The following is a 24,273-nucleotide window of genomic DNA, read 5'->3' as shown; positions in this document are numbered from 1 at the left end:
ACTTTCTCGTGTCGATTCCCAAACTTATTGGCCGATAAGCACTTTCGTCGGGAGCGGTTTGCGCTGCGGACACCGGCGTGCGTATGGTGGAGCGCAGCGAAGGGGAGTAGCCCCCAATCGGATATTCGACATACTGGCCGCGCAGCGCGACATAGCGGCCCGGGTATCCGAACCGGTCACCGACCGGTGGGCGAGACCTTCGGCCGTAGACCATTGGGTTGCCGGCCGGAGGCATCTGTTCAGCCCCCAACGGCAGCCAACGACCGAGGAGTTGGTGCGTGCTCGCTGCCTTGCTCTTGAGCTTCGCCGTCATCTTCGTGGCCGAACTGGGTGACAAATCGCAGCTGATGGCGATGACCTTCGCGCTGCGCTACCGCTGGTGGGTCGTCCTCATCGGCATCACCGCGGCCACCACCGCGGTGCACCTCATCTCCGTCGCCGTCGGCCACTACCTGGGCGCGGCGCTGCCGACGCACCTGCTCGGCATCCTCGCCGGCGTCGCATTCGTGTTCTTCGGGCTGTGGACCTTGCGCGGCGACTCGTTGTCCGACGACGAGGCGACCCGGGCCCAGCGTTCGACCGCGCCGGCGTTCTTCACCGTCACCTCGGCATTCCTGCTCGCCGAGCTCGGCGACAAGACCATGCTGGCGACGATCACGCTGGCCGCCGACAACGACTGGGTGGGTGTGTGGATCGGTTCCACTATCGGCATGGTGGCCGCCGACGCGCTGGCCATCCTGGTCGGGGCCATCGCCGGCAAGCATCTGCCCGAGCGGGCCATCCAACTCGGGGCCGCGGCGCTGTTCGTGGTCTTCGGGGTGTCGATGCTGCTGGAGGGCGCGTTCCCGTCCGCCCCGAGCCTGTTGATCATGGCCGGCGCCGTCGCCGTGACCGCACTATGCGCCGCGCTCCTGCGCGGGCTCCCCGAACGTGTGCGCCCGGCGGTGCTGCGCAAACCTGCCGCGGCCCCGACGGACGCCGACCGCCCGGGAGCGATCACACCTTGATCCCGCCGTGACCAGGCTGTTACGGATGTTGACAGAGTTTCCTGTGTGGTTATTGTGTAATCCGTGCCGTACCTGGCAAAGCTCCTCAAGTGTGCGGTCGCAACAGTCACCGCCACTGCCATCTGCGCGGCGTTGGCCACCACCGGCTCCCCGATCGCGCGCGCCGAGGACGCCAAGGCGCTCCTGCTCGGGGCGATCGCCAACACCAAGGGCGCCTACCTCGTCTACAACTTCGGCGGCCAGTTCGCCGCACCGTTCCTCACTGCCGACGGGCGCGCCTACACCCTGAACAACGGCGGCCACCTGATGGCGATGAAGAACGCCTCCGGCCGGCTCAACCCGCGGTTGCTGGTCGACACCCATCAGGGATATCAGTCCCGCTGCGAGCGGACCCCCGGCGCACGCACCGGTGAAGGGCTCTGGCAGGCGTCGGAAACCTATGCCCCGCTGGCGGCGTGGCAGGTGCTGGGTCAACCGACCATCGCCGTCAACGCCAACTTCTTCGACGTGCGCGGGCAGAAGGGCGGCTCGTGGCGCGACACGAAGTGCTCGTCCCCGCTCGGCGCCTACGTCGACAACACCCGCGGGCAGGGCCGCGCCAACGCCGCGGTCACCGGCACCCTGGCCTACGCCGGCAAGCAGGGCCTGTCCGGCGGCAACGAGCACTGGTCGGCCCTGGCCACCATGATCCTTCCGATGGGCGGGGCCCCGTACGTGGTGATGCCCAAGAGCCGCGACGACTACGACTCCGCCTCGCCGGTGATCCAAAGACTGCTGGATCAAAATGCCCGGTTCGTCGCGGTCGCCGGTATCGGACTGCTCGCGCCCGGCGACACCGGTCAGCTCAACGACAACGGGCCCAGCGCGGCGCGCACCGCCGTCGGCTACAACCGCTCCGCCGATCTGCTCTACGTCTTCCAGGGCGGCAGTTACACGCCCGACAACATGCAGGACCTGTTCCGCGGTCTCGGCGCCGACAATGCGATCCTGCTCGACGGCGGCGGTTCGTCGGCGATCGTGCTGCGCCGCGACACCGGTGGCATGTGGAGCGGCGCCGGATCGCCCCGAGGTAACTGCGACACCCGTCAGGTGCTGTGCGATTCCCGCGAACGGGCGCTGCCCAGCTGGTTGGCCTTCAACTGATCAGTTCGTAAGAACTTCGGCCAGAAGGGGTTTCGGCATCCTCGGGGCCGGCAGGTAGCGGCGCAACCCAGGGTGGCACAACTGCAGGATCTGATGGGCGGCGTTGTCCATGCGATGGTCGCCGAGGTGTTTCAGGGTGGCACCCGAGGGAAGGTCATCGGCCGATGCGGCCGTCGCACCTGATACCAGGGTCTGTCCGCCATGGGCGATGTCACGCAGACACCGCGCCCCGGTGCGGATGCGGTGAATGCCGATGCACAGATCGAAGGGATCCAACGGTGTCAGTTGCAGTTGCAACGCGCAGGACACCGCATCGGCGGGGCGGTCGAAGGTGGCCACGAAGCTGTCGCAGGCAGCCTGCCGGGCCGACAACGTGCCGTCATGGAGGGCGACGACGTGGACCACCGTCGCCCGCAAATACGGCAGCGCGGCGACCATGTCATCGGACTGCGTTTGCCACAGGTGGGTGGATCCCTCGGTGCGCGCCATCAGCCACGTCGTCTCGATGGGCAGCTGTTCGGTCACGCGCGTGTTGCTCCCGCCTGTTCTCGCCACTTGCCTCGCGCCAGACGGCACGCAGAAAGCCAGCTTAACCGCACTTGGGCAGGCACGCCCTTGGCGTGCAACCGGTTGCCACAGCGCACCGTTGCCAGGCCGCCGCCGCACCGATCTTCCGCACGTGGGACGCGCGTAAGCCGCTGTGCCTACTATTTGCTGGCGGGCTTCAGTTCTCCAACCACAGGTCGACGCCCTCGACGGCGAAGATCGACAGCACCGTGCGCCAGGCGTCGTCGCCGAGGGCTTCCTTGATGTTGCGGTATGAGGTCATGACGAACCGGAACCTGCGGTTGTCGGGAGTGCCGAAACCACCGCGCAGGCAGTCGGCCAGCGCATCGAGATTCGAGCCGAAGTAACCGCCCTCGCCGTTGACCGCGCGGCCGATCTCGGTGAAGAAGTCCGCCTTGGAATCCACCTTGGTCCCATCGATCCGATACGTCTTCACATGCCTCCGATCAGGCAGAAGGATTCGTAGTGGTCGCCGGTGTAGTAGTACTCGGGCGGGTTGTCCACCGGCGTGCCGCCGGTGACGATGCGGCGCGTGCCGCGATGAGTGAGACCGGGTGTCGGCACCGTGTACTCGTGGTAGTAGCCGCGTTCATGCCGGGGCAGCCGGCCTTCGTAGTTGCCGAAGACGACGCCGTCGTTGCGCGGGTACGGGAACGGACCGCCGGATTCGATGAGCTGCACGGTGTTCTGCGCTTCGGGCGGAAGGGTGTCGAGCGCGCAGGTGCCGTCCGCGGCCTTCGATGTGACCGGCGGCGGTGCCGACTCAGGCCCGGCGGGAGCACACGCGCCGGAAAGCAGCCCGCACAGCACTGCCAGCACCGCAATGCGTGATCGCCCCATCGGGATGAGGCTAGCAACAGAGGCCGCAAATCCCGGGCCAATCGCCGTTGACGTGCGACCATCGTTACTCGAGTGAACAGAGTGACTACCCCTTCTCGGCCCGACACCCGCCGCGACACGCTCGCGAGTGGCCGTAACCGCGTGTCCGGCAAGCAGTTTCGGCCCGACATCGAGGGCTTGCGGGCCGTCGCCGTGCTGGCGGTGGTGCTGTTCCATGCCGGGCTGCCGGGATTCGGCGGTGGATTCATCGGCGTTGACGTGTTCTTCGTGGTGTCGGGCTTCCTCATCACCGGGCTGCTGTGGCGCGAAGCGTCGGGCACCGGGACGATCCACCTGGCGCAGTTCTACGCCGGACGCGCGCGGCGGCTGCTGCCGGCCGCCGCGCTGGTTCTGGTGACGACGTCGGTGGGGGCAGCGGTCCTGCTCCCACCGTTGCAGGCCCGGTCGGTGCTTGCCGACGCGATCGCAAGCGCGCTGTATGTCGGCAACTACCGCTTCGCCGCCGAGGGCACCGACTATCTGGCCGCCGAGTCCGCTCCCTCACCGCTGCAGCACTATTGGTCACTCGGTGTGGAGGAGCAGTTCTATCTGTTGTGGCCGGCGCTGATCCTGGCCATCACATGGGCGCTGGCGCGCAGCGGCCGGAGCCCGCGGTCTGCCGTCCCGTACGCCGCCGCGCTGACCGCGGTGGCCGCCGCGTCGCTCACGATGTCGCTGGCCTGGACCGAAACCATGCCGCCCTGGGCCTTCTTCTCCCTGCCGACCCGAGCCTGGGAGCTGGCCGCCGGCGGGCTCATCGCGCTCACCGCGGCCCACTGGCGCACGCTGCCACCGGTGTGCGCGGCGCTGGTCGGTTGGGGTGGCCTGGCGTTGATCCTGGCCACCGGCACGCAACTCGGAATCTCCACGCCCTATCCCGGCTCCGCGGCAGTGCTGCCGGTGTTGGGCACCGCGCTGGTGATCGGCGCCGGATGTGCGATCCCCGATCTGGGAGTCGGACGGCTGCTGTCGAAGCCGTGGATGCGCGGTCTGGGCCGGGTCTCCTACTCGTGGTACCTGTGGCACTGGCCTGTCTTGCTGTTGGCACCGGCCCTGTTCGGTCACGAGCTGGGGCTGGCCGGCAGGCTCGCGCTGGTGCTGATATCGCTGGGTCTGGCGATCCTGACCTTGCACCTGGTTGAGAACCCGGCACGGTTCGCCGCCGCGCTGCGGACCTCGTCATGGCGCAGCCTGACCCTGGGCGCGACCGCCACCGGCGTCGCCGTGTGTGCGGGCCTGGTGTTGTTGGCGGTGCGTCCGGTGCCGACGGGTTCCGGGCCGGCGGCCGTCCCGGTGGCCGCGATCGTCACGCCGTCCGCAGCGGCGCCGACGCTGACGCCGGAGCAGCAGGTGCAGGCGGCCGTCGCCGCCTCGGCCGATGTCCGGGCGGTCCCGTCGAATCTGTCGCCCCCGCTGGGCAATATCACCAAGCCCCACGTATTCGTCAACGGCTGCGTCCTGTCGTGGCAGGCGATCGACATACCGGAATGTGCTTCGGGGGCCGTGGATTCGAGCACCCGGGTGGCGCTGATCGGTGATTCACACGCCGGTATGTGGCACCCGGCGCTGGAAACCGCAGCGCGACAATCTGGTTGGCGGCTGGACACATTCGCCAAGGTCACCTGCCCGCCGATGAAGCTGCCGATCCTGAGCCCGTATCTGGACCGCGAGTTCACCGAGTGCAAGCAGTGGCGGGCCGACGTGCTGGCCCGCATTGCAAAGGAACCTCCGGCGTTGATCGTGTTGGACATGGTGCGCCGCTACGGCGCGGACTTCGGCTTCGTCAGCTACGACCGGGTTTGGCTGGACGGGCTGCGCCAACTCGTTGCGCAGTTGCGCGGCACCGGGGCCCGGGTGTTGGTGCTCGGGCCGGTGCCGGATCCGCACACCACGGTGCCCACGTGTCTGTCGGCACATATGGACGACGCCACGGCGTGCGCTCCGGACCGCTCGGTGGCGGTGAACGATACGGGTGTCGCCGCCGAAATGGCCGCGGTGCGGGCCGGCGGCGGTCAGTACGCCCGCCTGGATCAGTACTTCTGCACCGACCGGCGGTGCCCGGTGATCGTCGGCGACACCCTGGTGTTCCGCGACGACAACCACATCACCGCCGAGTATGCGCAATTGATGACGCCGGTACTGGGCCGGTTGGCCGCAAGCGCGTTGGCGCCCAATTGAATCAGAACGCAGCGACCCGATCGGTGAACGCCCCGTGATAGCTCATCGGCAGGTGGAACGGCAGCCACGCCTCGGCGACCGGGCCGGCATCGACCCGGGGCGCGTCGAACACCATGAGCCGGCTGCGGTGTTGGGTTTCGTCGTAACCCACGGTCAGTAGCCAGCCGTCGGTCTCATCGGTGCTAGCCGGGCGGGGCACGAAGATCGGTTCGACGAGTTTGTGGCCTGCCGGGCAATAGGTCTGCACGGTGCCGTCGGCATGGTCGAACCGGCCGATCCCCTCCCCGCTACCCTCCCCGTCACTGGGCACGGTCACGTAGGTCACCGCGTGCGGCTGGGTTGACCGTCGCTGATCGATCCGGGGAAATTCACAACCCATCTGCGCCAGCGGTTCTGCCTCGACCCGGTCGTCAGAGGTGATGCGGAAGCGGGTGAGCCGCACCGTGTCCGGCAATGCCTCAGGGGTGACGTCCCGGTACAGCTGCGACATGTCGCTGCGGCTGTCGGACGCCCAGGCCTGCATCCCGCCGAAGGTTTCGGGCGCAAACCGTGGCAACTCCACCACCACGTCAGCACCGTCCTCATAGGCATTGGCGTAATGCCACATATAGAACGGGTCGGTCTCGATCACCCGGACCTTGCCGCCGTCGCGCGGGGCGAGGATGAAATACGACGGTTCGTTTTCCTTGAACTGCATGGCGTCCCAATAGGATTGACGCCCCAGCACGGCCCAGGGATTGATCCGCAGCGGGGACAGCATGAAGACCGCATACCGCGGCGTCAGCGCCATGTCGTGGATCAGCCCCATCCCGGGTAGCGGAACCGCCCGCAGGTACCGGGTGACACCCCGACTGTCGGTCTCGTAGAGCCGCAGCCGGACCCGCGGGATGGCCTCCCCGGCGAGTTCCCGCAGACGTCGCAGCTTTTCGGACCGCGTCGGCGCGCCGCGGACATGCCGCAGGTCAAGGCGCGGGTAGTACGGTTCGAAACCGAAGTTGACCCGGGAATCCGTCGTCGCGTCGTACGTGTAGTGCGCCGAGTAGGCCCCGATCGGACCCTTGAGGACGCCGTCGAGGCTGCAGATCCCGATGGTGTTGAGCGTGTCGAGGTCCATGCCGTGCGGACGCCCACCCTCCCACAGCGCGAGCAGTTGGTCCGACCCGATCATCACGTTGGTGTTGGCAGTGTTCGCGGGTAACCGAAAGGCGTTGGCCCGCATGCCACCTGGGCGCTGATAAGAGAAGCCTCGTTTGACCATCCGGCCGGCCGCGGTGGTGGTCAGGTAGTGCTCGGTGCGCACAAACCGGTTCTTGAACCGCACACCGCTGCCGTCGATCGCGAAGGCGACCACCATGCCGTCGGCGTCGAAGAGGCTGTCCACCCGCGACGTGCCGATGTTCCAACGACCTGATCCATTGCGGTAGAGGGTGCCGGTCAGCCCCTCCGGCATCGCGCCGGTGATCTCGGTCAGCGTCAGATCGTGTTCACCGGGAACGTCCTCCCAGTAGCGCGAGGGACCGTCGATGTGGGGTGCCGCGGGAGCAGTCATAAAAGACATCGTGTCTTTTATGACTGGCCGGTGTCAATAGCCTTCACGTCGAAGGTGTTGAACGGCAGCGCCGCGCCGCCGTCCCAGCACAACGTCGTGAGATGTTCGACGAGCTCAGCCCGGGGCATGTCCGAATCCCGGATCCACCACTGCGCGCTGACCATGGCCGATCCGACGATCGCCCGGGCCCACGGCGCCGCCGCTGCGGTATCGGCCCCACCGGCAGCCAGCGACAAACGCAGCATGGCCTCGACCGCGGCGGCCAGTTCATCGAAGATGCCCGGCATCTCGTCACCGCTGGCGGCGTGCATGCCGAGGGCGCGATACAGGTTGGGATCGTCCTGCATCCAGCCGCAGATCACGTCGAAGAACAACCACATGCGCCGGCGCAGATCGACCGAACCGTCGGCACGTTCGGTGATCTCGATCAGGAGCCGCCGGGCCTGACGCTCGCCCAGGGCGGACAAGATCGCCGCCCGATTCGGGAAGACGGCATACACGGCCGAGCGCACAAAGCCGGCTTCTTTGGCCACCTCGGCGATCCCTACATCAGGCCCATGAGCCCGGATCGCACGTTCGGCAGCATCGAGCAGATCCGAGCGCCGTTGCGCGATGTCGACGCCTGGTCCGGCGGGTCTACCGCGCCCACGCCTTGCCGCAGTCACCGCCCAATCGTAGGTTCTGCGGCCGCCTCCAGGTTCTCCGCGCAGCGCAGCAGCAACGCGGCGAGGTCTTGCCGGGCCCGGTCGGAGAATCCGTCCAGCATGCCCTGCTCGACATCGATCACCGCTGCGTGCGCCTCCTTCAGCCGACGCCGCCCCGGTCCGGTCAACTGCAGCGCTCGCGCTCGGCCACGCTGGGGACCCGGCGATTCCACGACCAAGGCATCGGCCCGCAAGCCGTGCAACACATCCTGCAACGACTGTCGGGTGACGAAGCACAACCGTGCCAATTCCGCGGCCGACGCCTGCGGGTGGTCGGCCAATGCGCGCAGGACTGCGTACTGGGCCATCGACAGCCCGGTAGATCGAAGTGCCGCATCGCAATTGCGGCGCAGGCTCTGCTGCACCCGCTTGACGAGGTAACCGGCACCGCTCTCCACAGTCTGGGCCATGACAGGAACCTTACATCGGTGCTACCGTCGGGTATGTAAGGAACCTGACATAGGAGGAATCGTGACGACCATCGGAACGGACAATTCACACGCCACCTTGATCAACGTCTTCACCGTCGAACCCCAGCGGGCAACCGAACTCGTCGAGTTGTTGCGCACCGCAACCGAGAACGTCATGCGGCACGTGCCCGGATTCGTCTCCGCCAACATCCACCTGAGCACCGACGGCACCCGCGTCACCAACTACGCACAGTGGCGCAGCGCCGAGGATTTTCACGCCATGCTCGCCGATCCGACCGCGCGAGAACACATGGGGCGCTGCGCCGACCTGGCGATCAGCTACGAGCCACACCTGTACACCGTGGAGTCGGTGCACCACGCCGAACGTTAGGCTGCATCTTTCTTGTCGCGCTTGGTTTCCTTCTTTGCGGTCTTATCGGCGGCCTTCTTCGCCGGGTCGGCGCCGGCGTTCTTCCCCTTGCCCTTGAGCCCGTTGGCCGCCTTTTCGGCACCCTTCACCACACCCTCGGCGGCGGCCTCGATCTGCTTACGTCCGTTCTCGGCCACCGCGTTCACCCGCTTCTGGGCCTCCTTGACCGCCGTGGCCGTCCGTTCACGCGCCTTCTCGGCCGAGACCTTGGCCCGGTTACCTGCAGCGGTGAGTGATTTGTCCACCTGCCGGCGGGCGTCATCGGCAGTCGCAGCAATCGTCTTGGCCTCCGGCTGAATGTCCTTGCCGGCTTCGGTCTCAGCAGTCAGCGTCAGGGTCTTGCCGTCCTTACCGGCGATGTCGGTTTCGGTGATCGCCTGCGGGGCGAAGTTCGTCTTCACGACGCTCTGCGTCCGCGCATTGGCGAGCGGGTTCGGAGCGAGCTTCTCGACCGCATCGGTGAGGGCGGAAAGATCAAGCCCGGTGCCACCGGTTGGGACCGCATCATCCAAGCCGAGCAGGCCGAGCAGGGTTTTGATCGGATTGGAGACCGGGTTCTGGCTCACCAGGCCATCGCTGACCGCTTTCTGGACGCCGGTGACGAGGTTGTTGACCAGATGACCCGGCACCTGCGCCCAATCGACGTCAGCCGGCAGCGTGCCGAAAGCCGTTGGGATATCGGCCTCGTCGAGAGTGCGTTCGTAGATGCCGGTGGTGGAGTTGTAGTACACATCGGTATAGCCGAGGTTGACCAGGCTGGTGAGCACCGGGCTCAACGCGGTACCGATCGGGTTGTTGAGGTTGGCGCCGGTGAACAGGTTGATGACGTCCACGGCCAGATATGTCGGCTCCAGCAGCGGCAGGCTGTTCGCAGGGATGGTGATGTAGATGTTGAGCTTGGGGCCGAGTTGCGGGTCCGACCCGGGATTGCTCAAGTAATCCGTTACGGCCGTCTCGAGCTGACCCAAGGCTTGGTCGATCAACACCGTGCCGAGGGTGTCCAGCGACTGGTTACGCAGGATGTACGTCGGGAAGAGGCCCGCGGCAACGTTATTCGCCATGGTGAACGGATTCGGCCAGGCGGCGAAATCCGACATCGGGAGGTACTCGGCGGTGGCGTCGATCTTGATCGGGATCAGGTTGGCGCCACCGGGGGTGAGGCCCAACAACGAAATATCACCGAGGATGCTGTCCCCGTCGCTCTGCACCTGGGTATCGGGTGTCACGGTGTCGATGCCCAGCAACCCGAACAGTGGATAGGCGCGGGCCAGGATGCCGCCGTTCGCTCGGCCCGGGTTGTCGAGCAAGAGCATCGGGAGGATCGTAAAGCTGCCCAGGATCGGGTTGCTGGTACCGGTATAGGCCGATCCCCCAGGCTGATTCGGCAGATCGTCGACCACCTGTTGATAGGCCGCGCCAGCCGCGAAGGCACCCAGGCCCCAGCCCGCGACGATGGGGACGCGGAGGTCGGCGACGTCTGTAGAGAGTTCCGGCAGGTGGATGCCGGCCAATGCGAGTGCAGCCTTGATCACCCCGAGACCCGGCTCTCCTGTGGGTAGCCCCAGCGCCTTGAAGACGGTGTCGAGCGAAATCGACAGGTACTCGGTGTTGTTGATCTCGTCGGCCACCGAGTTCGGGAATGACGGTGTCCACCCGAGGTCGACGCCGAGCAGCCGCAGGAGGGTGAACGGTCCACCGGCGGTGATGATGTTGATCCCGAGATTGTCGAGGGCGGAGAGCGGGTCACTGAGGTCGACACCGAGGGCGGCGAGCAGCCTGCCGACGGGCAGTTCTGTCGAGAACAGACCAGTGGTCTCGAGGAGCTCGATGATCGGCCCCAAGGGGGTCTGCGCCAAGATCGGGCCCAGATCGACCGACAGATCTTCCAGACCACTGCCGCCGATGACGTCACCCAACGCATCGTTGATGGCGTTGCGGATCACGGTCGCCGGGTCGAGTCCGGCCGCTTGCAGCAGTGCGACGAGGTTGAAGTTGTCGACAAATGCGGTTGACAGTTGGGCGCCGACGTCCTGCGTCCAGTTGTAGACCTGAGTTCCGAAGCCGCCCGTGAGGTCGGGTATCTGATCCGGTGGCGGAAAGAGGTGATCGCCGGCTCGCAGGTCGACGTCACGTTGCACCGCGGCGGCATGTGCCTGTGGTGGTGGCGCAACGCCCACCGTAAGCGCGGTGATCGTTGCCGTTGCCGCGCCGAGGGTTGCGACCCTGCGAACGCGACTCCGCTGCCTACGGTGCTTACGTGCCATTGACCAGTCCTTTCGGCGGTTTTCTCAGGTAGGTCTCAGGCAACTTAACACTAATGTGACCTCTGTCACCACATTGCTGGATGAAATTTTCCGGTTCATGTATTGAGCTCCTCGCAAACTGCTATCGTTTGCACGAATCGGCGCTGCGCTGCGGAAAAACATATTGACGCGGGCGACAGGCAACTGCGCCCATTCACGTCGTCGATCAGGCCATGTGTTGCTGCGCGCCCCATTGCCTGTTACAGGTGGCGGCTGGCGTGTCAACCGATCCGTTTGATACCGAAAACAGCCCCGAGCTGCGGTCCCACGCGCTCGGCGGCTCCGATAGGCGTTTCGACCTACTCGATTCGAAGTTTGCCGGCAATCGTCAGAGTCCGCCGTGCGGCCACCTCGACCTGACCGGCATAGCCCCCACCGAACAACACCACGTGGGCCAGCAACGGATAGAGCTGGTGCAGATCGATACGCTCCCGCCACCCGGCGCGCAGCGGCTGCACCGATTGATATCCGGCCAGCACGTCATCCGAGAAGGGGCAGCCGAACAGCGCCAGCATCGCCAGGTCGGTTTCCCGGTGACCACCGTGAGCGGCGGGGTCGATCAGGACTGCGCCGTCGACGGTCCACATCACGTTGCCACTCCACAGGTCACCGTGCAGGCGAGCCGGTCCGTCGTCGTCATCGAAGGCGCCGGTGCGGCACGCCTCGGCCACCGCCGCCACCGCGTCGTGAACCTCGGCGCCGAGGCGCGGTCGGGCCATGTGCAACATCGGTGTCAGCCGTTCGCGGGCATAGAAGGCGCCCCAGGAACTGTGGCCGGCCAACGACATCGGCAACGGCTGCGACATCGGTCCGAAGAACCCGTCGCCGGTATGGCCGGCCGGGCCCACCCCGAAAGCCGGCGCCCCGGCATTGTGCGTGCGTGCGAGTCGCGCACCGAACTCCCGAGCGGCGGGCGCCGTCGACACGGAAGGGTATAGCCGCCGAAGCGTCAAAGACGTTGCGTCGTGGGCGATTACCTGCACACACGGGACACCGCCTTCGACGGCGAGCCACTCCAGCCCGGCCGCCTCGGCGGCGAAGAACCCGGGCGGTGCCGACGCATTGCGTTTGACGAAGACGTCCGCCCCGTTGCCGGTTTTCGGCATGTCGGTCAGGGTACCGACTGTGATCGCCACCTCCGTTTCAGAAGGCGCCCAATTGGGCAAGATAGCGGGGTGGGAATAAGCCTATTGCCTTCTGTTCGCCTGTCCGACGCCGACGTGGCGGGTGCGCTCGGTCGCGCGGTCGGCGTGATCAACCCGGTTCTCAACGTGGTCACGGGCTTTGACCCATTGAGGCTGCGGCAGCGCACCCACCGCGAGACGCCCGCCGTCGGAGCTGTGGGCAAGTCACTCGACGTCGCCGCTGCCGTGCTCAACTTCGCCGAGCTGCCGGGCACCAAAGCGTGGGCCGAGATGGACCAGGACGGCCACGTGAAGTGGTGGGTGCATCGATTCGGCGCCGTCACCACGATCTTCGTCGCGTTTCCCGGTGCGCTGGGCGTCATCGGGCAACGGCTTCCGATCAAGGACCTCGTGGGGTTCACCAGTCAGGCGATCGTGCTGTGCGCGGTGGCTCGCGAGACCGGTGTCACCGCACACGACGATCAGGTGCAGCTGCTGGGCACGGTTCTGTGCGACCGCCATTTCGGCGACGCACCGGCAGATGAGCCGGGCTCAGCGCCGCAATCGCTGCCGAAAAGACTGTGGCAGTTCGCCGGTACCGTGCGCGCCGTCGGTGAGGAACTGACGAAAAGGCCGCACGGGGACGGCCTTTACCGCTACCTCGGGATGCTTCCCGGGATCGGTGCGGTGGCCGCATATTTCGGCGAACTCAACGCGCTACACCATGCCGCCGACGAGGGCCGGGCATGGATCACGTCCCATCCTCCGCTGGCGGCGGCCCAAACCTGAAGATCAGCGCACTGATCGCGACCACCGCTGCGGCACACCCGATCACCGGCGCCACCGTGAACTGGGACACCGTCGCACCCAGCACCGCACCGGCGCACATCGTCAACACCACGCCGTAACGCAACTTTTCACGGTCCCCGGTGCCGCCGGCGAGCCGGCTGTCGAAGCCGAGGCCCACGATCGTCTGGGTCAGCACCGTGGTGCTCAGTTCCTGGATGCCGAACTGGCGCGCGGTCGCATTCTGGATGCCGAACGTCATCGCCAGCAGGACCAGGATGAGTTTCCGGTTGTCTTGATAACTCAGCACGCCGGTGCCGACGAGGATCGAAAGTGCGGTCAGGAGAACAACTTCCACGCCCAAGGCGGTGGCCAACCAGGTCCGGACGTGACCGTCGAGGTGGCGGCGCAGGCGTCCCCCCACCACGGTGCCCACCACGAATCCGATGAACGCTACGAGCGCCCCGGTCACATCCACCGCCGAGCTCGGCACGAACCAGAAGCCGAGAAAGATCACGTTCCCGGTCATGTTGGCGACGAACACATGGCCGAGCACCAACACACTGATGGCATCGACAAGACCGGTGGTGAACGTCAACAACAGCAGGGCCACGACGGTCAACCGCTGGGTTACCGGTGAGGCGATGGCCATGCCTACATCCTGCCGCTACAGCTGCGGAGACAAGTCCAATTGGGTCAGTGCCGGCATCTGTGTGATCAGCCAATCCCCGCCGGCGCGCTGCAACGTCAACCGGTAGGACATGTACCGCAACGACGGGATGTTCTTGGTGACCGGGCTCGTCGACACCGTGTTGGTGTAGACGATTGCGGTGGCCTCGTCGCGGTTGATCGACTCCACCGCGGTACCCATCACCTCCGTGTTGTTGGTGACCTGAGCCTGCTTGTTCGTCGGCACCAGCGAATCGATCAGCTGCCGGTACTGGTTGGCGAAGTCGCTGGACAGATACTTCGCCGCGCGATCCGGCAGGGTTTCGATGTTGTCCGGGTTGTAGGTCCACAGTGTGGTGATGGCGTCGGCCGAGGTCTGTGCCACCTCCAGTTTCGTGGCGACCAACGCGCGATCGGCCAGGTACGGCTGCAACATCGCGCCACCGAAGGCCCCCGCCGCGACGAACACCGCCGCCGCGCCGACGGCGGCATACGTCAGCCGCTTACCGGCCTCGCGGTGCGGAACGAGGACCGGCTCCTCAGCCGGCTCCCGCTGTTCGTCCTCAGCAGCCGATGACTCAGCGTCGGCCTCCGTCGCCTCAGCTTCGGCGTCAGCGTCAGCCTCAACGTCGGCTTCCGTGTCGGCTGCCGGTTCCGGCTCTGTCTCATCATCAGGCTCGGTATCCGCCTCAGGTTGGGACGCCGCTTCCGGCTCGGTAACCTCCTCGGATTCGACGGCCGTCTTGCGGCCGGCCTTACCTGTCGGGGTACGACGTTCCGGCGTGACCCCCTCGGAGTCCGAGTCGCCCTCGGAGTCCGAGTCATCCGTGTCCGACTTGGGGGCCTGCACCGCCTCGCCACCTCGACGCCGCCCGAAACGTAGTCTGCGGCGCGGCTTGTCGGGCTCGCCGGTGGTCAGATCACCTGAATCAGCTGGCTGATCTTCCACTGCTGTCCTTCCCAAATCGTCGTCGCAATCCAGCGGCTGCCGCTCTCGATCACGGATTTCCCGTCCGGCGTCCGCGTGCTGATCTTCGTCGCCACCAGCACATCGGCGCTGCCGTTGTCGTTCCACCGCTGGATACCGGCATCCAGGACGGCACCTTCGGTCGGCTCGGACCGGGCCACCTGGACGACGATCTCGTTCTGCTTCTCGGAGAACATCTTTCGGAAGTCGCCGGTGGCCTGTCCCCTTATTCGGTCGGCATAGTCGTTGGCGTGGAACGGATCCAGCGTGGTGTACATCGTCATGAATTCACGCACGTAATCCAGCGCGCCCGCGCTCTTGATCTCGGCGCGCCGATCCGACTCGTGGCGCACCAGGATCAGCGTGCTGCCGACGATGGCCGCGGCGATGAGCAGTGCCGAAACCACCGCCACGATCGGCAGGCCCCAACGGATCGGTTCCTTGGGTTCGACCGCGAAGTAGTCGGGCTCGTCGGCCTCGATCCGGCGCCGCGGGCTCACTGTGCGCCCCCGCCCAGCACCGGGCGCTTGAGCACCGTCAGATTGTCGACGAGCCACTGATCGCCCGGTTTGACGAACTCCACGCGCACCGTCGCGGTGATGAACTTCAAGTCCTGCGGATTGGTGCCGCGCTGCCCCTGCAAGGCCAACAACATCGAGGCCGCATCCTTGGTCACCCCGGGCAGCACGGCGCTGCTCACCGCCCAGTAGTCATTGGTGGTCGCCCCGGCCTTGCGTACCGCATCCTGCTGGGCGACCAACTGCGGACGGTAGTTGTCGGTGGTCAGGGACTGGGCTTTGGTGAAATCCGCATCGACCGAATCCACTCCGTAGCTCAACAGTTCTTCGACGATCCGCGGCCCCTGTTCGGTGAGCTGCGCGCGAGCCTGGTCCACCGCCCGATCCTGGCGATACACCACCACATAACCGACCCCTGCGGCGATCGCGCTGAGCAGCGCGATGGCCAGCAGCATCACACCGACACGACGCCGGACATTGCCGTGCGGGCGTTCGACGCGGCGCACCTCGGTGCGGGTCAACAGGTCGGCGAAGGTGCGATTACGGGAATCCCACAGCGGCCACAACCACCCGACGAACACCGCCGCGGTGTCCAGCAAATGCGCCAGGTCACGCAGCAACAGCCGACCGAGACCGGCGTCGCCTGACGCGGACACCACCCGGATGCCGAACAGCGACCGACCCGGACTCCAGCCGGTGAGCGCCGGCAGCAGAACGCGATTGACTGCGGAGACGGCCACCGCGAGCACCACCGCTCCCGCATACACCGCCCACCACAGCCAGTCGCCAACCGGCGTGCCCTGGACGACGAGCATCAAGGTCGCGATCAATCCGGCGGGCGCCAGCACATCGATCGCGAAAGCTCCGGCCCGCGCCGGCCACGACGCCAACCGGGTCTGATCCGTCCCGGTCCCCACCGCGGTGACCGTGTCGGCGTCATCGAGCACAGCCGTCACGACGTGACCTGGTCGAGCCGTGCGACCTTGTAGTTGCCGTCCTCGGCACGGGCCATCTTCACCCGCAACCGATAACCCTGCTCTTCGTCGGATTTCTCGGTGTTGGTGACCAGCACGCGCACCGCGACCAGCAGATCCATCGACCCGTCGTCGTTGTGCTTTTCCACCGCGGCCCGCAGATCCGACACCTTCACCTGCACGTTGGCCGCCTGATAGGCGTCCAGCAGCATGCCGCTGTACAGGCCGGCCTGCGCCCCGAAATCACCCGTCGCGCATTCGATGATCTTGGTCTGGGCCTCGATCATGGCCTGGGTGTCGGGCGCCTGTGTCGCGGTCACGCAGTCCTTGGCGGCCTGCAGGGCCTCGGCCTCGTCGCTGGCGATCCGCTCACTGTCCTGATGCGAGCGCAATGCCAGATAACCGCCGACGCCGACGGCCGCCGCCACGATCAGCAGCCCGGCCAGAATCGAGGCCATCCAGCCCCGCCCGAGCCGAGACGGCCGCGCCGTGGCCGGTTCGGTGGCCGCGGCCGAGCCCGGGTCAACGCTCTCGGTGACGGCCTCCGCGTGCGGTTCAGTGATGTGGGGGTCCTGCTGGTCGGCGAGGTTCAGCTGGCTGGCGCCAGCATCTCCTTCCATCCGTCATCTCCTGGGTTATTCGAGTTGGTGACGGAGTACTTCACACCGCCGGGACCGACCACCTCACCGCTTGACGGGCTGTAGGTGGCGGTCGAACCTGCTGCCGGAGTGTAGATGCAGGGGTTCGGCTGCTGTCCACTACAACTCACATTGCCACCCCGCGGTGCCGTCAGCGGATCGCTGGTCGGCGCCGTGGACTCCGGTGGCGGGAGCTGGCTCGCCGGCAACGGGTTCATCCCATTATTCACCGAGGGCGCGGGGATCACCCGGCCCGGATCGACGGGCTGAGTGCAGCGCGCGCCCGGAGCCGGGCAGTCCCGGATCTGGTTCGGGTCGCCGTACCACGGGTTGGTGCCCAGCGGCTGGTAGGGCTCCTCGCTGTGGCATTCCCTGGGCGAGGCGGCCCGCTTACCGGGCACATCGGCACACGGATAGTTACGTGCGCCGCGCACCGCGTTGGGCGCGTCCTTGGGGATCTTGCAGTACAGGCCCTCGGGCAGCGGCGCCAACGACGTGTCCGCCGGCGACCGCCACTGTGAGGCCGGCAGGAACCCGGTCAGGCACGGCGGCGGCATGTTGATGCCGAGACCGAAGTGCAGCAGACCCTTGGGCGCGAAGATCGTCGCGGTCTGGGCGACCGCGCCGCCCTGCGGCAGCGCCACCAAGACCTGCTCGACGTTCTTGTTGTAGCGCTTGAGCATGTCGATGACGATCTCGAGGTTGGCCAGCGTCTGCGGCAACGACTCCTGCACATCGCCGAACACGGAGTTGAGCTGATCGGCAGTCGGCGCCGCCTGCTGCAAACCGCTGCGCAGCGCGGCGTCGTTCTGGGCGCTCTGCGCGGCCAGTGTGTTCAGGTTCCTGGCCCACTGCGAGATCGCATCGCCGGAATTGACCTGGCTGTCGATGATCGGCCCGGAGTTCTCGACGATGTCGTTGATCGGATCGATGTTGTCCTTGAAGTCACTGGCGATCGCCTGAGTCGAATCGACCAGGCGCTGCAGTGACGGCCCGAGCCCACCGACCGCCTTCGACGTCTCCTCGAGCAGGACGGCGATCTTCTCCTTCGGCAACGCCGCCAGACCCGCCTGCGCGGCATCGAGCGACGGGCCGACCTCGGCGGGCACGGTGCCCTTCTCGATCGTGTCCCCGTCGCGGAAGTACTCCTTGGAACCGCCCTCGGAGACCAGGTCGATGAACTGCTCACCGACCGCCGACACCGAGTGCACGTTGGCGCTGGCATCCCGCGGGATCCGGTACTGGTTGTAGATGTCCATCTGCACGTGCGCGCCCTTTTCGGTGGGCTCCACGGACGTCACCTTGCCGATCGTCGTGCCGCGGTAGGTCACGTTGGCCGTGGCGTACAGGCCGCCCGAGTTCGGGAGGTTGGCATTGAGTTGGTACATGCCAACCCCCGCCCACGTCGGCAACCGCAGATAGAACAGCGCCAGCACCACCAGCGCGACCAACGTCAGCACCGTGAACAGAACAAGCTGCATCTTGATGAAACGGGTCAGCAACATGTCTCACTCACCCCTTTCCACCAGCGGTCCGCCAGGTGCGTCGTGCGGGTTCGGCGTGAACCGAACATCCGGGATCATCGTGGCCGGATCGCGACCCCACGCCTGCTCCAGCGCGCGGAGCATGCCCGACAGCCCGGTACCGGACAGGAACGCGTTGTCCACCGAGCTCAGCGTGAGGTCGATGGTCAGCGACACGTTGATGTAGTCGCCGCGGACCGCCTTCGGGATGTTCTCGATGTTGAACGGCACCGTCAGGATCAGCTTGAGCGCCTGCACCAGATACGGAGCCGAGCGCGCCAACTGCTTGAGCGGACGCTGCAGGTTCTGCAGGTTGGTGTGCAGATTCGCGTTGCTGTTCGACAGCGTGTCGTCGGCCGCCTTCGACAACCGGCCCAGCGACGTCACCGCATCGGCGAACAGATCGCGGGTGTCGGCGAAATGCTGGATCAGCGGCGGGAACTCGGTCAGCACCCGGTCCAGCGTGTCGTTGCGCGCGGCCACGATGTTCAGCAACCGGTTCGTCGAATCGATGGCGCGGGTGATGTCGTTGCGCTGCTGATTGAGCTCGTCGGTGAAGGTATCGAGCCGGCCCAGGAAGTCGCGGATCTGATCGGCGCGACCGTTGAGGATGTTGAACACCTCGGTCTGGATGGTCTCGATGTTCGGGATGCCGCCGCCGGTCAGGATGCCCGAGATACCGGCCAGCGTGCGCTCGATCGTCGGATATGCCGAGGACTGCGACAGCGGGATGGTGTCTCCGTCGTGCAGCTTCTCCTCGGACGGCTTCTCCGGCGGGTTGAGCTCGACGTGCTGCGAACCCAGCAGGCTGGTCTGACCGATCTTTGCCTCGGTGTTCTTGGGCAGCTCGATGCCCGGCTGCAGATCGATCGTCAGGGTCGGGGTCCAGTTGATCAACTCGATCTTGCGGACCCGGCCGACGAACACGTCACGCACCCGCACCCGGCTGTTGGCGTTGAGCGCCAACGTCTCCGGCATCTGCACGTACAGCGTGGTGTGGCCGGACTCGGTGCCCGGCCCACCCGGTAGTGGCACGTTGGCCACACCGCGCCACTGCCCACACGAGGTGAGGATCAGCGCGGACGCCGACAACACCGCGACGCGTCGTCCGACGCGACCCCAGTTAGGTGTCTTCATTACGGCTGCCCTCCAACCTCGGCCGGCAACGCAGGCCCGGCCGGTGCCGGTGCGGGTGCTGCCGGTGCGGGCGCGGACATCGGATCACCCGGGATCACACCGGGCGCCGGTGCCGGCGGCGGACCCGGCTGCGGGTACCACGGCGGCGGCAACGGGTTGCGCTCGTCGTAAGAGTTCGGCGGTCCGGGCAGGTTGCCACCCGGCGGAACCCCGAAGGCCGGCGGGGCCGGCGGAGCGACGATGTCGGGGCCACCCATCAACTCCGACAACGATTCCGGGGTCAGCATCTGCTGCGTGGCCGGTTGCACCTGGATTCCCTGCATGCCCGGGGCGACGGTCCAACCCGGCTCGTGGTTGCCGTGCGAGAACAAGGTGTCGCGCGACCAGATACCCGGCACCGTGGTGTCCTTGTATCCCGGCGGCGGCTGCAGGCGCGGATCCGAGTAGGAGATCTGCTTGGGCAGCGTCATCGCCGTGTTGGCCAGGTTCTGGCCGAACGGCAGGAAGTTGAACTTGATCGCGTCGAGGATCGGCGCCAGGTACTGCGCGCACAGCTCGGCCGAATCCTGGTACCCCAACCGGCTTCCCGCCTGAATCGAGCTGCAGATGAACTGCAGCGGGTTGGAGAAGTTGGTCAGACCGGGCAGAACCGGCAGGCCCACGATGCCGCCCTGGTTGGGCGAGACGATGTTGAGCACGTTGGCGGCCAGGTTCGGGTAGGCGTGCAGACCGGTTTCCAGCCCGTTGCGCGGCTCGGGCTGCAGGATCGCCGTCGTCACGTCCGACAAGTTGTTCACGTCGTGCGCGAGCACGCCGCCGTTCTTGTCGAGGAACTCGCGGGTGGTCTTGAGCACCCGGTTGAGATCCTGCAGCGCGTTGGCCAACTCCTGATCGGTGTTGGTGAACGAGTTGGTGAACTGCGCCAGATCGTTGTTGAGTGCCACGAACTGCTGATCGCTCTTGTGCAGGGCATTGACGAACAGGGCCAGGCTCTTGACCACCTGGAAGAAGTCACCGCGGCCCTGGTTGAGCGTGGTCAGCGCCTCGGACAGCCCGTTGAGCGTGCGGTTGAGCTGATCGCCCTTGCCCTGGAAGCCGTCGGCGAAGGATTCGATGATGTCGCCGAACGGGCCCTTGGGTTGCTCGGCGGTCGGGCCGAGATCGTCGAGCAGGCGGGTGATCTGGTTACGCAACTCGTCGTACTCGACCGGGATCTGGGTGTTCTCGATCGGGATCACCGCGTTGTCCTGCAACTGCGGCCCGCCGGTGTAGGGCGGGGAGAGTTGGATGACGCGGGACGCCACCAGGCTCGGGTTCAGCACAGAGGCCGTGACGTCCTGGGGCACCTTGTACTTGTTGTTGACGTGGAAGACGACCTTCATCTTGTCGCCGTCGGTCTCGATGCTGTCGATCGCGCCGACCTTGACGCCCATGATGAGGACCTTGTCGCCGGGATACAGCGCAAGCACCTCGGGGAAGTACGCGGTGACCGTGGTGTTGGTCAGCTTCTTGTACAGCGCCAGTCCGAAGTAACCCAGCACCAGGGCCGCCACCACGGCGAGCGCAGCGACGATGACAGTTGCCCGGGAAGCCTTGGGCAACTGGATGTTTCGCACATTGAAAACGGTTGACATAGCTCTCTGTCCCCCTGCCTATCCCTGCGACCCGGGCGGAAGGAACGGTGGGTTACCCGGCAGCGGCGGGGTTCCCGCCGGACCGGCATCCGGACCCGGCCCCGGCGGCGCCGGAGGGGCGTTCACCGGTGCGGGATGGGGTGCGTAACCGGGGATCTCACCCGGCAGCGGTTGCGGAGCGATCGGCACCGTACGGGCTCCCGGCGGACCGGGCGCCAACTCGACCGGGGCACCCGGCTGATCCGGCGGCATCTGGCCGGGGATCGCCGCACTGGGCACGCCCGGCGAATGCGCGACGCCGTCGGGGTTGGGTGCGGAGGTCGCCACGTCGGGCGGGCCGAAGCCACCGGGCACCGGACCGAACGGACCCTGGGTGGCACCGGCACACGGCAGCGGGTTGCCCGGTGACGGGATCCCGGCCGCCGTCGGGGTGTACGAGCACGGCGATCCCGGCGGCACGGCAGGTCCCGGATGCTCCGGGGTGCCCTCCAGCGGCGTCGGGGCCGCAGCCGGAGCGCCGTTCTCGTGACGCTGGCCGTTGGGGTCGGGGAAGCGGAACGACGGCAGACCGGCGTTGCGCCAGAACTCTTCTGGGTCGATCCCGCGCTTCTTGAACGCGGCGTCGACGAACGGCTGCAGGATCTGCGGCGGGATCAGGTTGACCAGCATCACCTTGAAGTACGGGCCCGAGGCCAGCGCCTCGGCCAGTGAGGTGATGAATTTGCCTGCCACAGTGAGGGTGTCGGCCAGATCCTGCTTGCGCTCGACCAGCAGATCGCTGACCGTGCGCAACTGCTCCAGCACGTGGTTGAGGTTCGGGTTGTCGTTGATGACGCCCTCGACCTGATGCGACACCGAGGACACCCGCTCCAGCAGCATGCTCACGGCCTGGCCGCGCTCGTTGACCGCGGCCAACAGCGTCTGGGCGTTCACCAACAGCTGGTTGACCTGGGTGCTGCGGTCACCGAGCACCGTGGCCACCTTGTTGGCGTTGGCCAACAGCTTCTTGACGTCCTCGTCGCGCTTGCCGATGGTCTCGGAGAACTTGGCCACCCCGTCCAGCGCGGCGCTGAGGTGCGGCGAGGTCTGATCGACGGTCTCGGACAACACGTTCAGCGATTCCTTGACCGACTTGGTATCCCAGCCGGCCGCGTTGCGGGTGACGTCCAGGAAGGCGTCGTAAATCTGGTACGGCGTGGTGGTCTGCCCCAGCGGCAACATCCCGCCCGGGGCCAGGGTGTGGCTGCCACGCGGCTGGATCTCGATGTTCTTGCGGCCCAGGATCGTATCGGTACGGATCGCCGCACGGCTCTCGGTGCCGATCGTCTTGCCGCCCAGCGTGAAACCGATCTCGACCTTGTCGCCGTTGATCTCCATGCTGCGAACGGTGCCGACATCCATGCCGGCGATACGCACCTTGTCCCCCGTGTTCAGGCCACCGGTATCGGAGAACTGGCCGTAGTACGTGGGCACCGCGAACAGCATCGGCACGCTGGTCAGCGTCGAGCCGACGGCGATGATCAGCGCCACCACCACGACGCCCATCAGGCCTTTGCGGAAGCGGTCGGAACCTTGCAGTGTCCTCATCGCGGCGTGCACCTACCCGACGGCTGTGAAGAGAGTTTGACGGTTCGGACCGGACCGCCCGGCTGCAACCCGTTGAGCTTCAACGAGAGGTCACAGGCATAGAAGTTGAAGAAGTCACCGTAGATGCCACCGGCACGGCCGATGATCTTCAACGCCTGGGGGAAGTCGATCAAAATCTGGTTGAGCTGCTCTTTCTGGTCGATCAGCGGCTGCTGGATCACCTCGAGCTGACCCACGGTGTCCTTGAGCAGCGGACGGTTGTCGCTCAGCAGGTCGGCCAGCGATCCGGCCGCGTTGCTGATGTCGGCCACCGAAGAGCCGATCGGATCGGCCCGATTCTTCAGCCCGGTGATCAGCGTCTCGAAGTTCTTGAGCGTGTCGTCGAACTGCTGCTGATGCTTGACCGTGGTGTCCAGGACGATGTTGAGGTTCTTGATCACCTCGCCGATCGCCTGATCCCGATCGGCGATGCTCTGGGTGAGCTGCGCCGTCTGGTCCAGGATGTCGTTGATGGTCCCGCCCTGGCCCTGGAAGATCGTGATGATCGATTTGGAGATGGTGTTGACCTTCTCCGGGCTCAGCGACTGGAACAGCGGACGGAAGCCGCCGACCAGAGCGTCGAGATCCAGTGCGGGCTCGGTGCGCTCCAACGGAATGGTGCTGCCGGGCGCGATCTTCGTGTTGCTCTCACCGCGCTTGAGTTCCAGGTACCGATTGCCGATCAGGTCCTGGTAGCGGATGGCTGCGGTGGTCTGATCGAACAACGGCAGCGACTTCTCGACGTTGAACGACACCTCGGCCTGCTGGCCGCCGTTGATCAGTTTGACGCCGGTGACCTTGCCGACCTCGACGCCCGAGGCGCGGACGAACTGCCCGGTGCGCAAGCCGCTCACGTTGTTGAAGATCGCCGAGTACTCGGAGGTCCGGTTGAACCGGATCTGACCGAACACCACGAAGATGATCGCAGTGAAGGTGAGCAGCACCACCGAGAAGATGCCGAGCTTGATAAGCGTGCCCTTGATACTCATGGGTTGATCGTGTTCTCCCCCACTTGGCGGCCCCAGACATACTCGGCGACCAGCGGCTGTCCCAGCTCGAGGTGGTTGTACGGCGCGATCGATGCCCCGGTGTCCATCACCAGGTACGGCATGGGCCACAGGTCACGGGTGACCGGTTGCCAGCAGCCGGGCCGGCCTTCCGGGCCGCCCTTGGCGTTGATCCGCGGCAGGTTGTCGGGGTAGACGTAGGGGTTGCCGACGCCGATCACCAATGACTGGGTCTGCAGCGAATACCCGTTACCACCAAGCGCGCCAGCGAGTTTCGGGCCGGCGTCATGGTAGTTGCGGATCGTGCAGAACAGCGCGGGGCTGTACTTGTCGAGCAGAGCCGAGGTGGGCAGCAGGTCCTGCGCACCGCGCACCAGGTACGGCCCGCCGCGTTCGAAGATGTCGCCGCCGGTGTTGCCGAACCCGACTGCGGCCACCAGGGCCTGGTCGAGGTTGCCGCGCTGCTCGTTGAGGGTGCGCGCGGTGGTGACGGCGTTGGT

The 24,273-nt window shown here is 66.3% G+C and carries 24 protein-coding genes; 5 read left to right on the top strand and 19 right to left on the bottom strand.

Going from position 1 to position 24,273, the window contains the following annotated elements; translation table 11 throughout:
• Positions 1 to 278 precede the first annotated feature (278 nt).
• Both A5733_RS07585 and A5733_RS07580 read left to right on the top strand, forming a co-directional pair.
• Entirely contained in the window at positions 279 to 1,007 is a 729-nt protein-coding gene (locus A5733_RS07585; protein ID WP_076239688.1) for a TMEM165/GDT1 family protein, read from the top strand.
• Between the two features lie 63 nt (positions 1,008 to 1,070).
• Entirely contained in the window at positions 1,071 to 2,150 is a 1,080-nt protein-coding gene (locus A5733_RS07580) for a phosphodiester glycosidase family protein (protein ID WP_067768300.1), read from the top strand.
• Here A5733_RS07580 and A5733_RS07575 read toward each other — a convergent pair whose 3' ends face one another.
• The 3 genes from A5733_RS07575 to A5733_RS07565 form a co-directional block, all read right to left on the bottom strand.
• On the bottom strand, positions 2,151 to 2,675 hold the full coding sequence (locus tag A5733_RS07575) for an adenylate/guanylate cyclase domain-containing protein (protein ID WP_076239687.1): 525 nt from the start codon (positions 2,673 to 2,675) through the stop codon (positions 2,151 to 2,153).
• 199 nt (positions 2,676 to 2,874) lie between these two features.
• Positions 2,875 to 3,153 carry a barstar family protein gene (locus A5733_RS07570; RefSeq protein WP_076239686.1) on the bottom strand — a complete coding sequence of 93 codons (279 nt, stop codon included), beginning with the start codon at positions 3,151 to 3,153 and terminating at the stop codon, positions 2,875 to 2,877.
• Positions 3,150 to 3,557: a ribonuclease domain-containing protein gene (locus tag A5733_RS07565; protein WP_083666039.1), complete on the bottom strand. Its 408-nt coding sequence runs from the start codon at positions 3,555 to 3,557 to the stop codon at positions 3,150 to 3,152. Before A5733_RS07565 ends, A5733_RS07570 begins: the two co-directional genes overlap by 4 nt.
• An 81-nt stretch (positions 3,558 to 3,638) precedes the next feature.
• Here A5733_RS07565 and A5733_RS07560 point away from each other — a divergent pair, with 81 nt between their 5' ends.
• A complete protein-coding gene (locus tag A5733_RS07560; RefSeq protein WP_076239685.1) occupies positions 3,639 to 5,774 on the top strand; it encodes an acyltransferase family protein in 2,136 nt (711 codons plus the stop codon).
• Between the two features lies 1 nt (position 5,775).
• Here the strand turns inward: A5733_RS07560 and A5733_RS07555 are convergent, their stop codons facing one another.
• The 3 genes from A5733_RS07555 to A5733_RS07545 are packed head-to-tail and all read right to left on the bottom strand — an operon-like array spanning position 5,776 to position 8,437.
• Positions 5,776 to 7,323, bottom strand: a complete 1,548-nt coding sequence (locus A5733_RS07555; RefSeq protein WP_076239684.1) for a carotenoid oxygenase family protein — start codon at positions 7,321 to 7,323, stop codon at positions 5,776 to 5,778.
• Positions 7,324 to 7,340: 17 nt separating this feature from the next.
• Complete coding sequence (locus A5733_RS07550) at positions 7,341 to 7,988, bottom strand: TetR/AcrR family transcriptional regulator (RefSeq protein WP_067768310.1); 648 nt, start codon at positions 7,986 to 7,988, stop codon at positions 7,341 to 7,343.
• Complete coding sequence (locus A5733_RS07545) at positions 7,985 to 8,437, bottom strand: MarR family winged helix-turn-helix transcriptional regulator (RefSeq protein ID WP_076239683.1); 453 nt, start codon at positions 8,435 to 8,437, stop codon at positions 7,985 to 7,987. Before A5733_RS07545 ends, A5733_RS07550 begins: the two co-directional genes overlap by 4 nt.
• A gap of 61 nt (positions 8,438 to 8,498) precedes the next feature.
• Here A5733_RS07545 and A5733_RS07540 point away from each other — a divergent pair, with 61 nt between their 5' ends.
• Positions 8,499 to 8,828: an antibiotic biosynthesis monooxygenase gene (locus tag A5733_RS07540; RefSeq protein ID WP_076239682.1), complete on the top strand. Its 330-nt coding sequence runs from the start codon at positions 8,499 to 8,501 to the stop codon at positions 8,826 to 8,828.
• Here A5733_RS07540 and A5733_RS07535 read toward each other — a convergent pair.
• Both A5733_RS07535 and A5733_RS07530 read right to left on the bottom strand, forming a co-directional pair.
• Complete coding sequence (locus A5733_RS07535; RefSeq protein WP_076239681.1) at positions 8,825 to 11,044, bottom strand: AAA family ATPase; 2,220 nt, start codon at positions 11,042 to 11,044, stop codon at positions 8,825 to 8,827. The two genes, A5733_RS07540 and A5733_RS07535, sit on opposite strands and share 4 nt — an antisense overlap.
• 425 nt (positions 11,045 to 11,469) lie before the next feature.
• Entirely contained in the window at positions 11,470 to 12,276 is an 807-nt protein-coding gene (locus A5733_RS07530; protein ID WP_076239700.1) for a fructosamine kinase family protein, read from the bottom strand.
• An 84-nt stretch (positions 12,277 to 12,360) separates the two neighbouring features.
• On the opposite strand from A5733_RS07530, the gene A5733_RS07525 reads away from it, so the two are divergent.
• Complete coding sequence (locus tag A5733_RS07525; RefSeq protein WP_369830914.1) at positions 12,361 to 13,083, top strand: hypothetical protein; 723 nt, start codon at positions 12,361 to 12,363, stop codon at positions 13,081 to 13,083.
• Here the strand turns inward: A5733_RS07525 and A5733_RS07520 are convergent.
• From A5733_RS07520 to A5733_RS07470, 11 genes are all read right to left on the bottom strand, one after another.
• A complete protein-coding gene (locus A5733_RS07520; RefSeq protein ID WP_067768320.1) occupies positions 13,046 to 13,732 on the bottom strand; it encodes a YoaK family protein in 687 nt (228 codons plus the stop codon). The two genes, A5733_RS07525 and A5733_RS07520, sit on opposite strands and share 38 nt — an antisense overlap.
• 15 nt (positions 13,733 to 13,747) lie before the next feature.
• Positions 13,748 to 14,698 (bottom strand): mammalian cell entry protein, encoded by a 951-nt coding sequence (locus tag A5733_RS07515; protein WP_076239680.1) that lies wholly within the window; start codon positions 14,696 to 14,698, stop codon positions 13,748 to 13,750.
• On the bottom strand, positions 14,665 to 15,216 hold the full coding sequence (locus A5733_RS07510) for a mammalian cell entry protein (RefSeq protein ID WP_076239679.1): 552 nt from the start codon (positions 15,214 to 15,216) through the stop codon (positions 14,665 to 14,667). Before A5733_RS07510 ends, A5733_RS07515 begins: the two co-directional genes overlap by 34 nt.
• Positions 15,213 to 16,190 carry an RDD family protein gene (locus A5733_RS07505; RefSeq protein WP_076239678.1) on the bottom strand — a complete coding sequence of 326 codons (978 nt, stop codon included), beginning with the start codon at positions 16,188 to 16,190 and terminating at the stop codon, positions 15,213 to 15,215. The genes A5733_RS07510 and A5733_RS07505 overlap by 4 nt, the downstream gene beginning before the upstream one ends.
• Entirely contained in the window at positions 16,187 to 16,828 is a 642-nt protein-coding gene (locus A5733_RS07500) for a hypothetical protein (RefSeq protein ID WP_076239677.1), read from the bottom strand. The genes A5733_RS07505 and A5733_RS07500 overlap by 4 nt, the downstream gene beginning before the upstream one ends.
• Positions 16,798 to 18,348, bottom strand: coding sequence for an MCE family protein (locus A5733_RS07495; protein WP_067768349.1), 1,551 nt, complete (start codon positions 18,346 to 18,348; stop codon positions 16,798 to 16,800). Before A5733_RS07495 ends, A5733_RS07500 begins: the two co-directional genes overlap by 31 nt.
• 6 nt (positions 18,349 to 18,354) lie before the next feature.
• Positions 18,355 to 19,506, bottom strand: a complete 1,152-nt coding sequence (locus tag A5733_RS07490; RefSeq protein ID WP_076239676.1) for a virulence factor Mce family protein — start codon at positions 19,504 to 19,506, stop codon at positions 18,355 to 18,357.
• On the bottom strand, positions 19,506 to 21,140 hold the full coding sequence (locus A5733_RS07485) for a virulence factor Mce family protein (protein WP_067768330.1): 1,635 nt from the start codon (positions 21,138 to 21,140) through the stop codon (positions 19,506 to 19,508). Before A5733_RS07485 ends, A5733_RS07490 begins: the two co-directional genes overlap by 1 nt.
• Before the next feature lie 18 nt (positions 21,141 to 21,158).
• Complete coding sequence (locus tag A5733_RS07480) at positions 21,159 to 22,727, bottom strand: virulence factor Mce family protein (RefSeq protein WP_067768353.1); 1,569 nt, start codon at positions 22,725 to 22,727, stop codon at positions 21,159 to 21,161.
• Positions 22,724 to 23,755 (bottom strand): virulence factor Mce family protein, encoded by a 1,032-nt coding sequence (locus A5733_RS07475; protein ID WP_067768332.1) that lies wholly within the window; start codon positions 23,753 to 23,755, stop codon positions 22,724 to 22,726. The genes A5733_RS07480 and A5733_RS07475 overlap by 4 nt, the downstream gene beginning before the upstream one ends.
• On the bottom strand, positions 23,752 to 24,273 hold a 522-nt coding region (locus A5733_RS07470; protein ID WP_198938749.1), incomplete at its 5' end, for an MCE family protein. The genes A5733_RS07475 and A5733_RS07470, both read right to left, overlap by 4 nt.

The sequence above is a fragment of the Mycobacterium sp. NS-7484 genome (assembly GCF_001953975.1).
Taxonomy (GTDB): domain Bacteria; phylum Actinomycetota; class Actinomycetes; order Mycobacteriales; family Mycobacteriaceae; genus Mycobacterium.
Note: the sequence above shows the minus strand (reverse complement) of the source record. Positions and strands in the feature narration are given on the sequence as shown.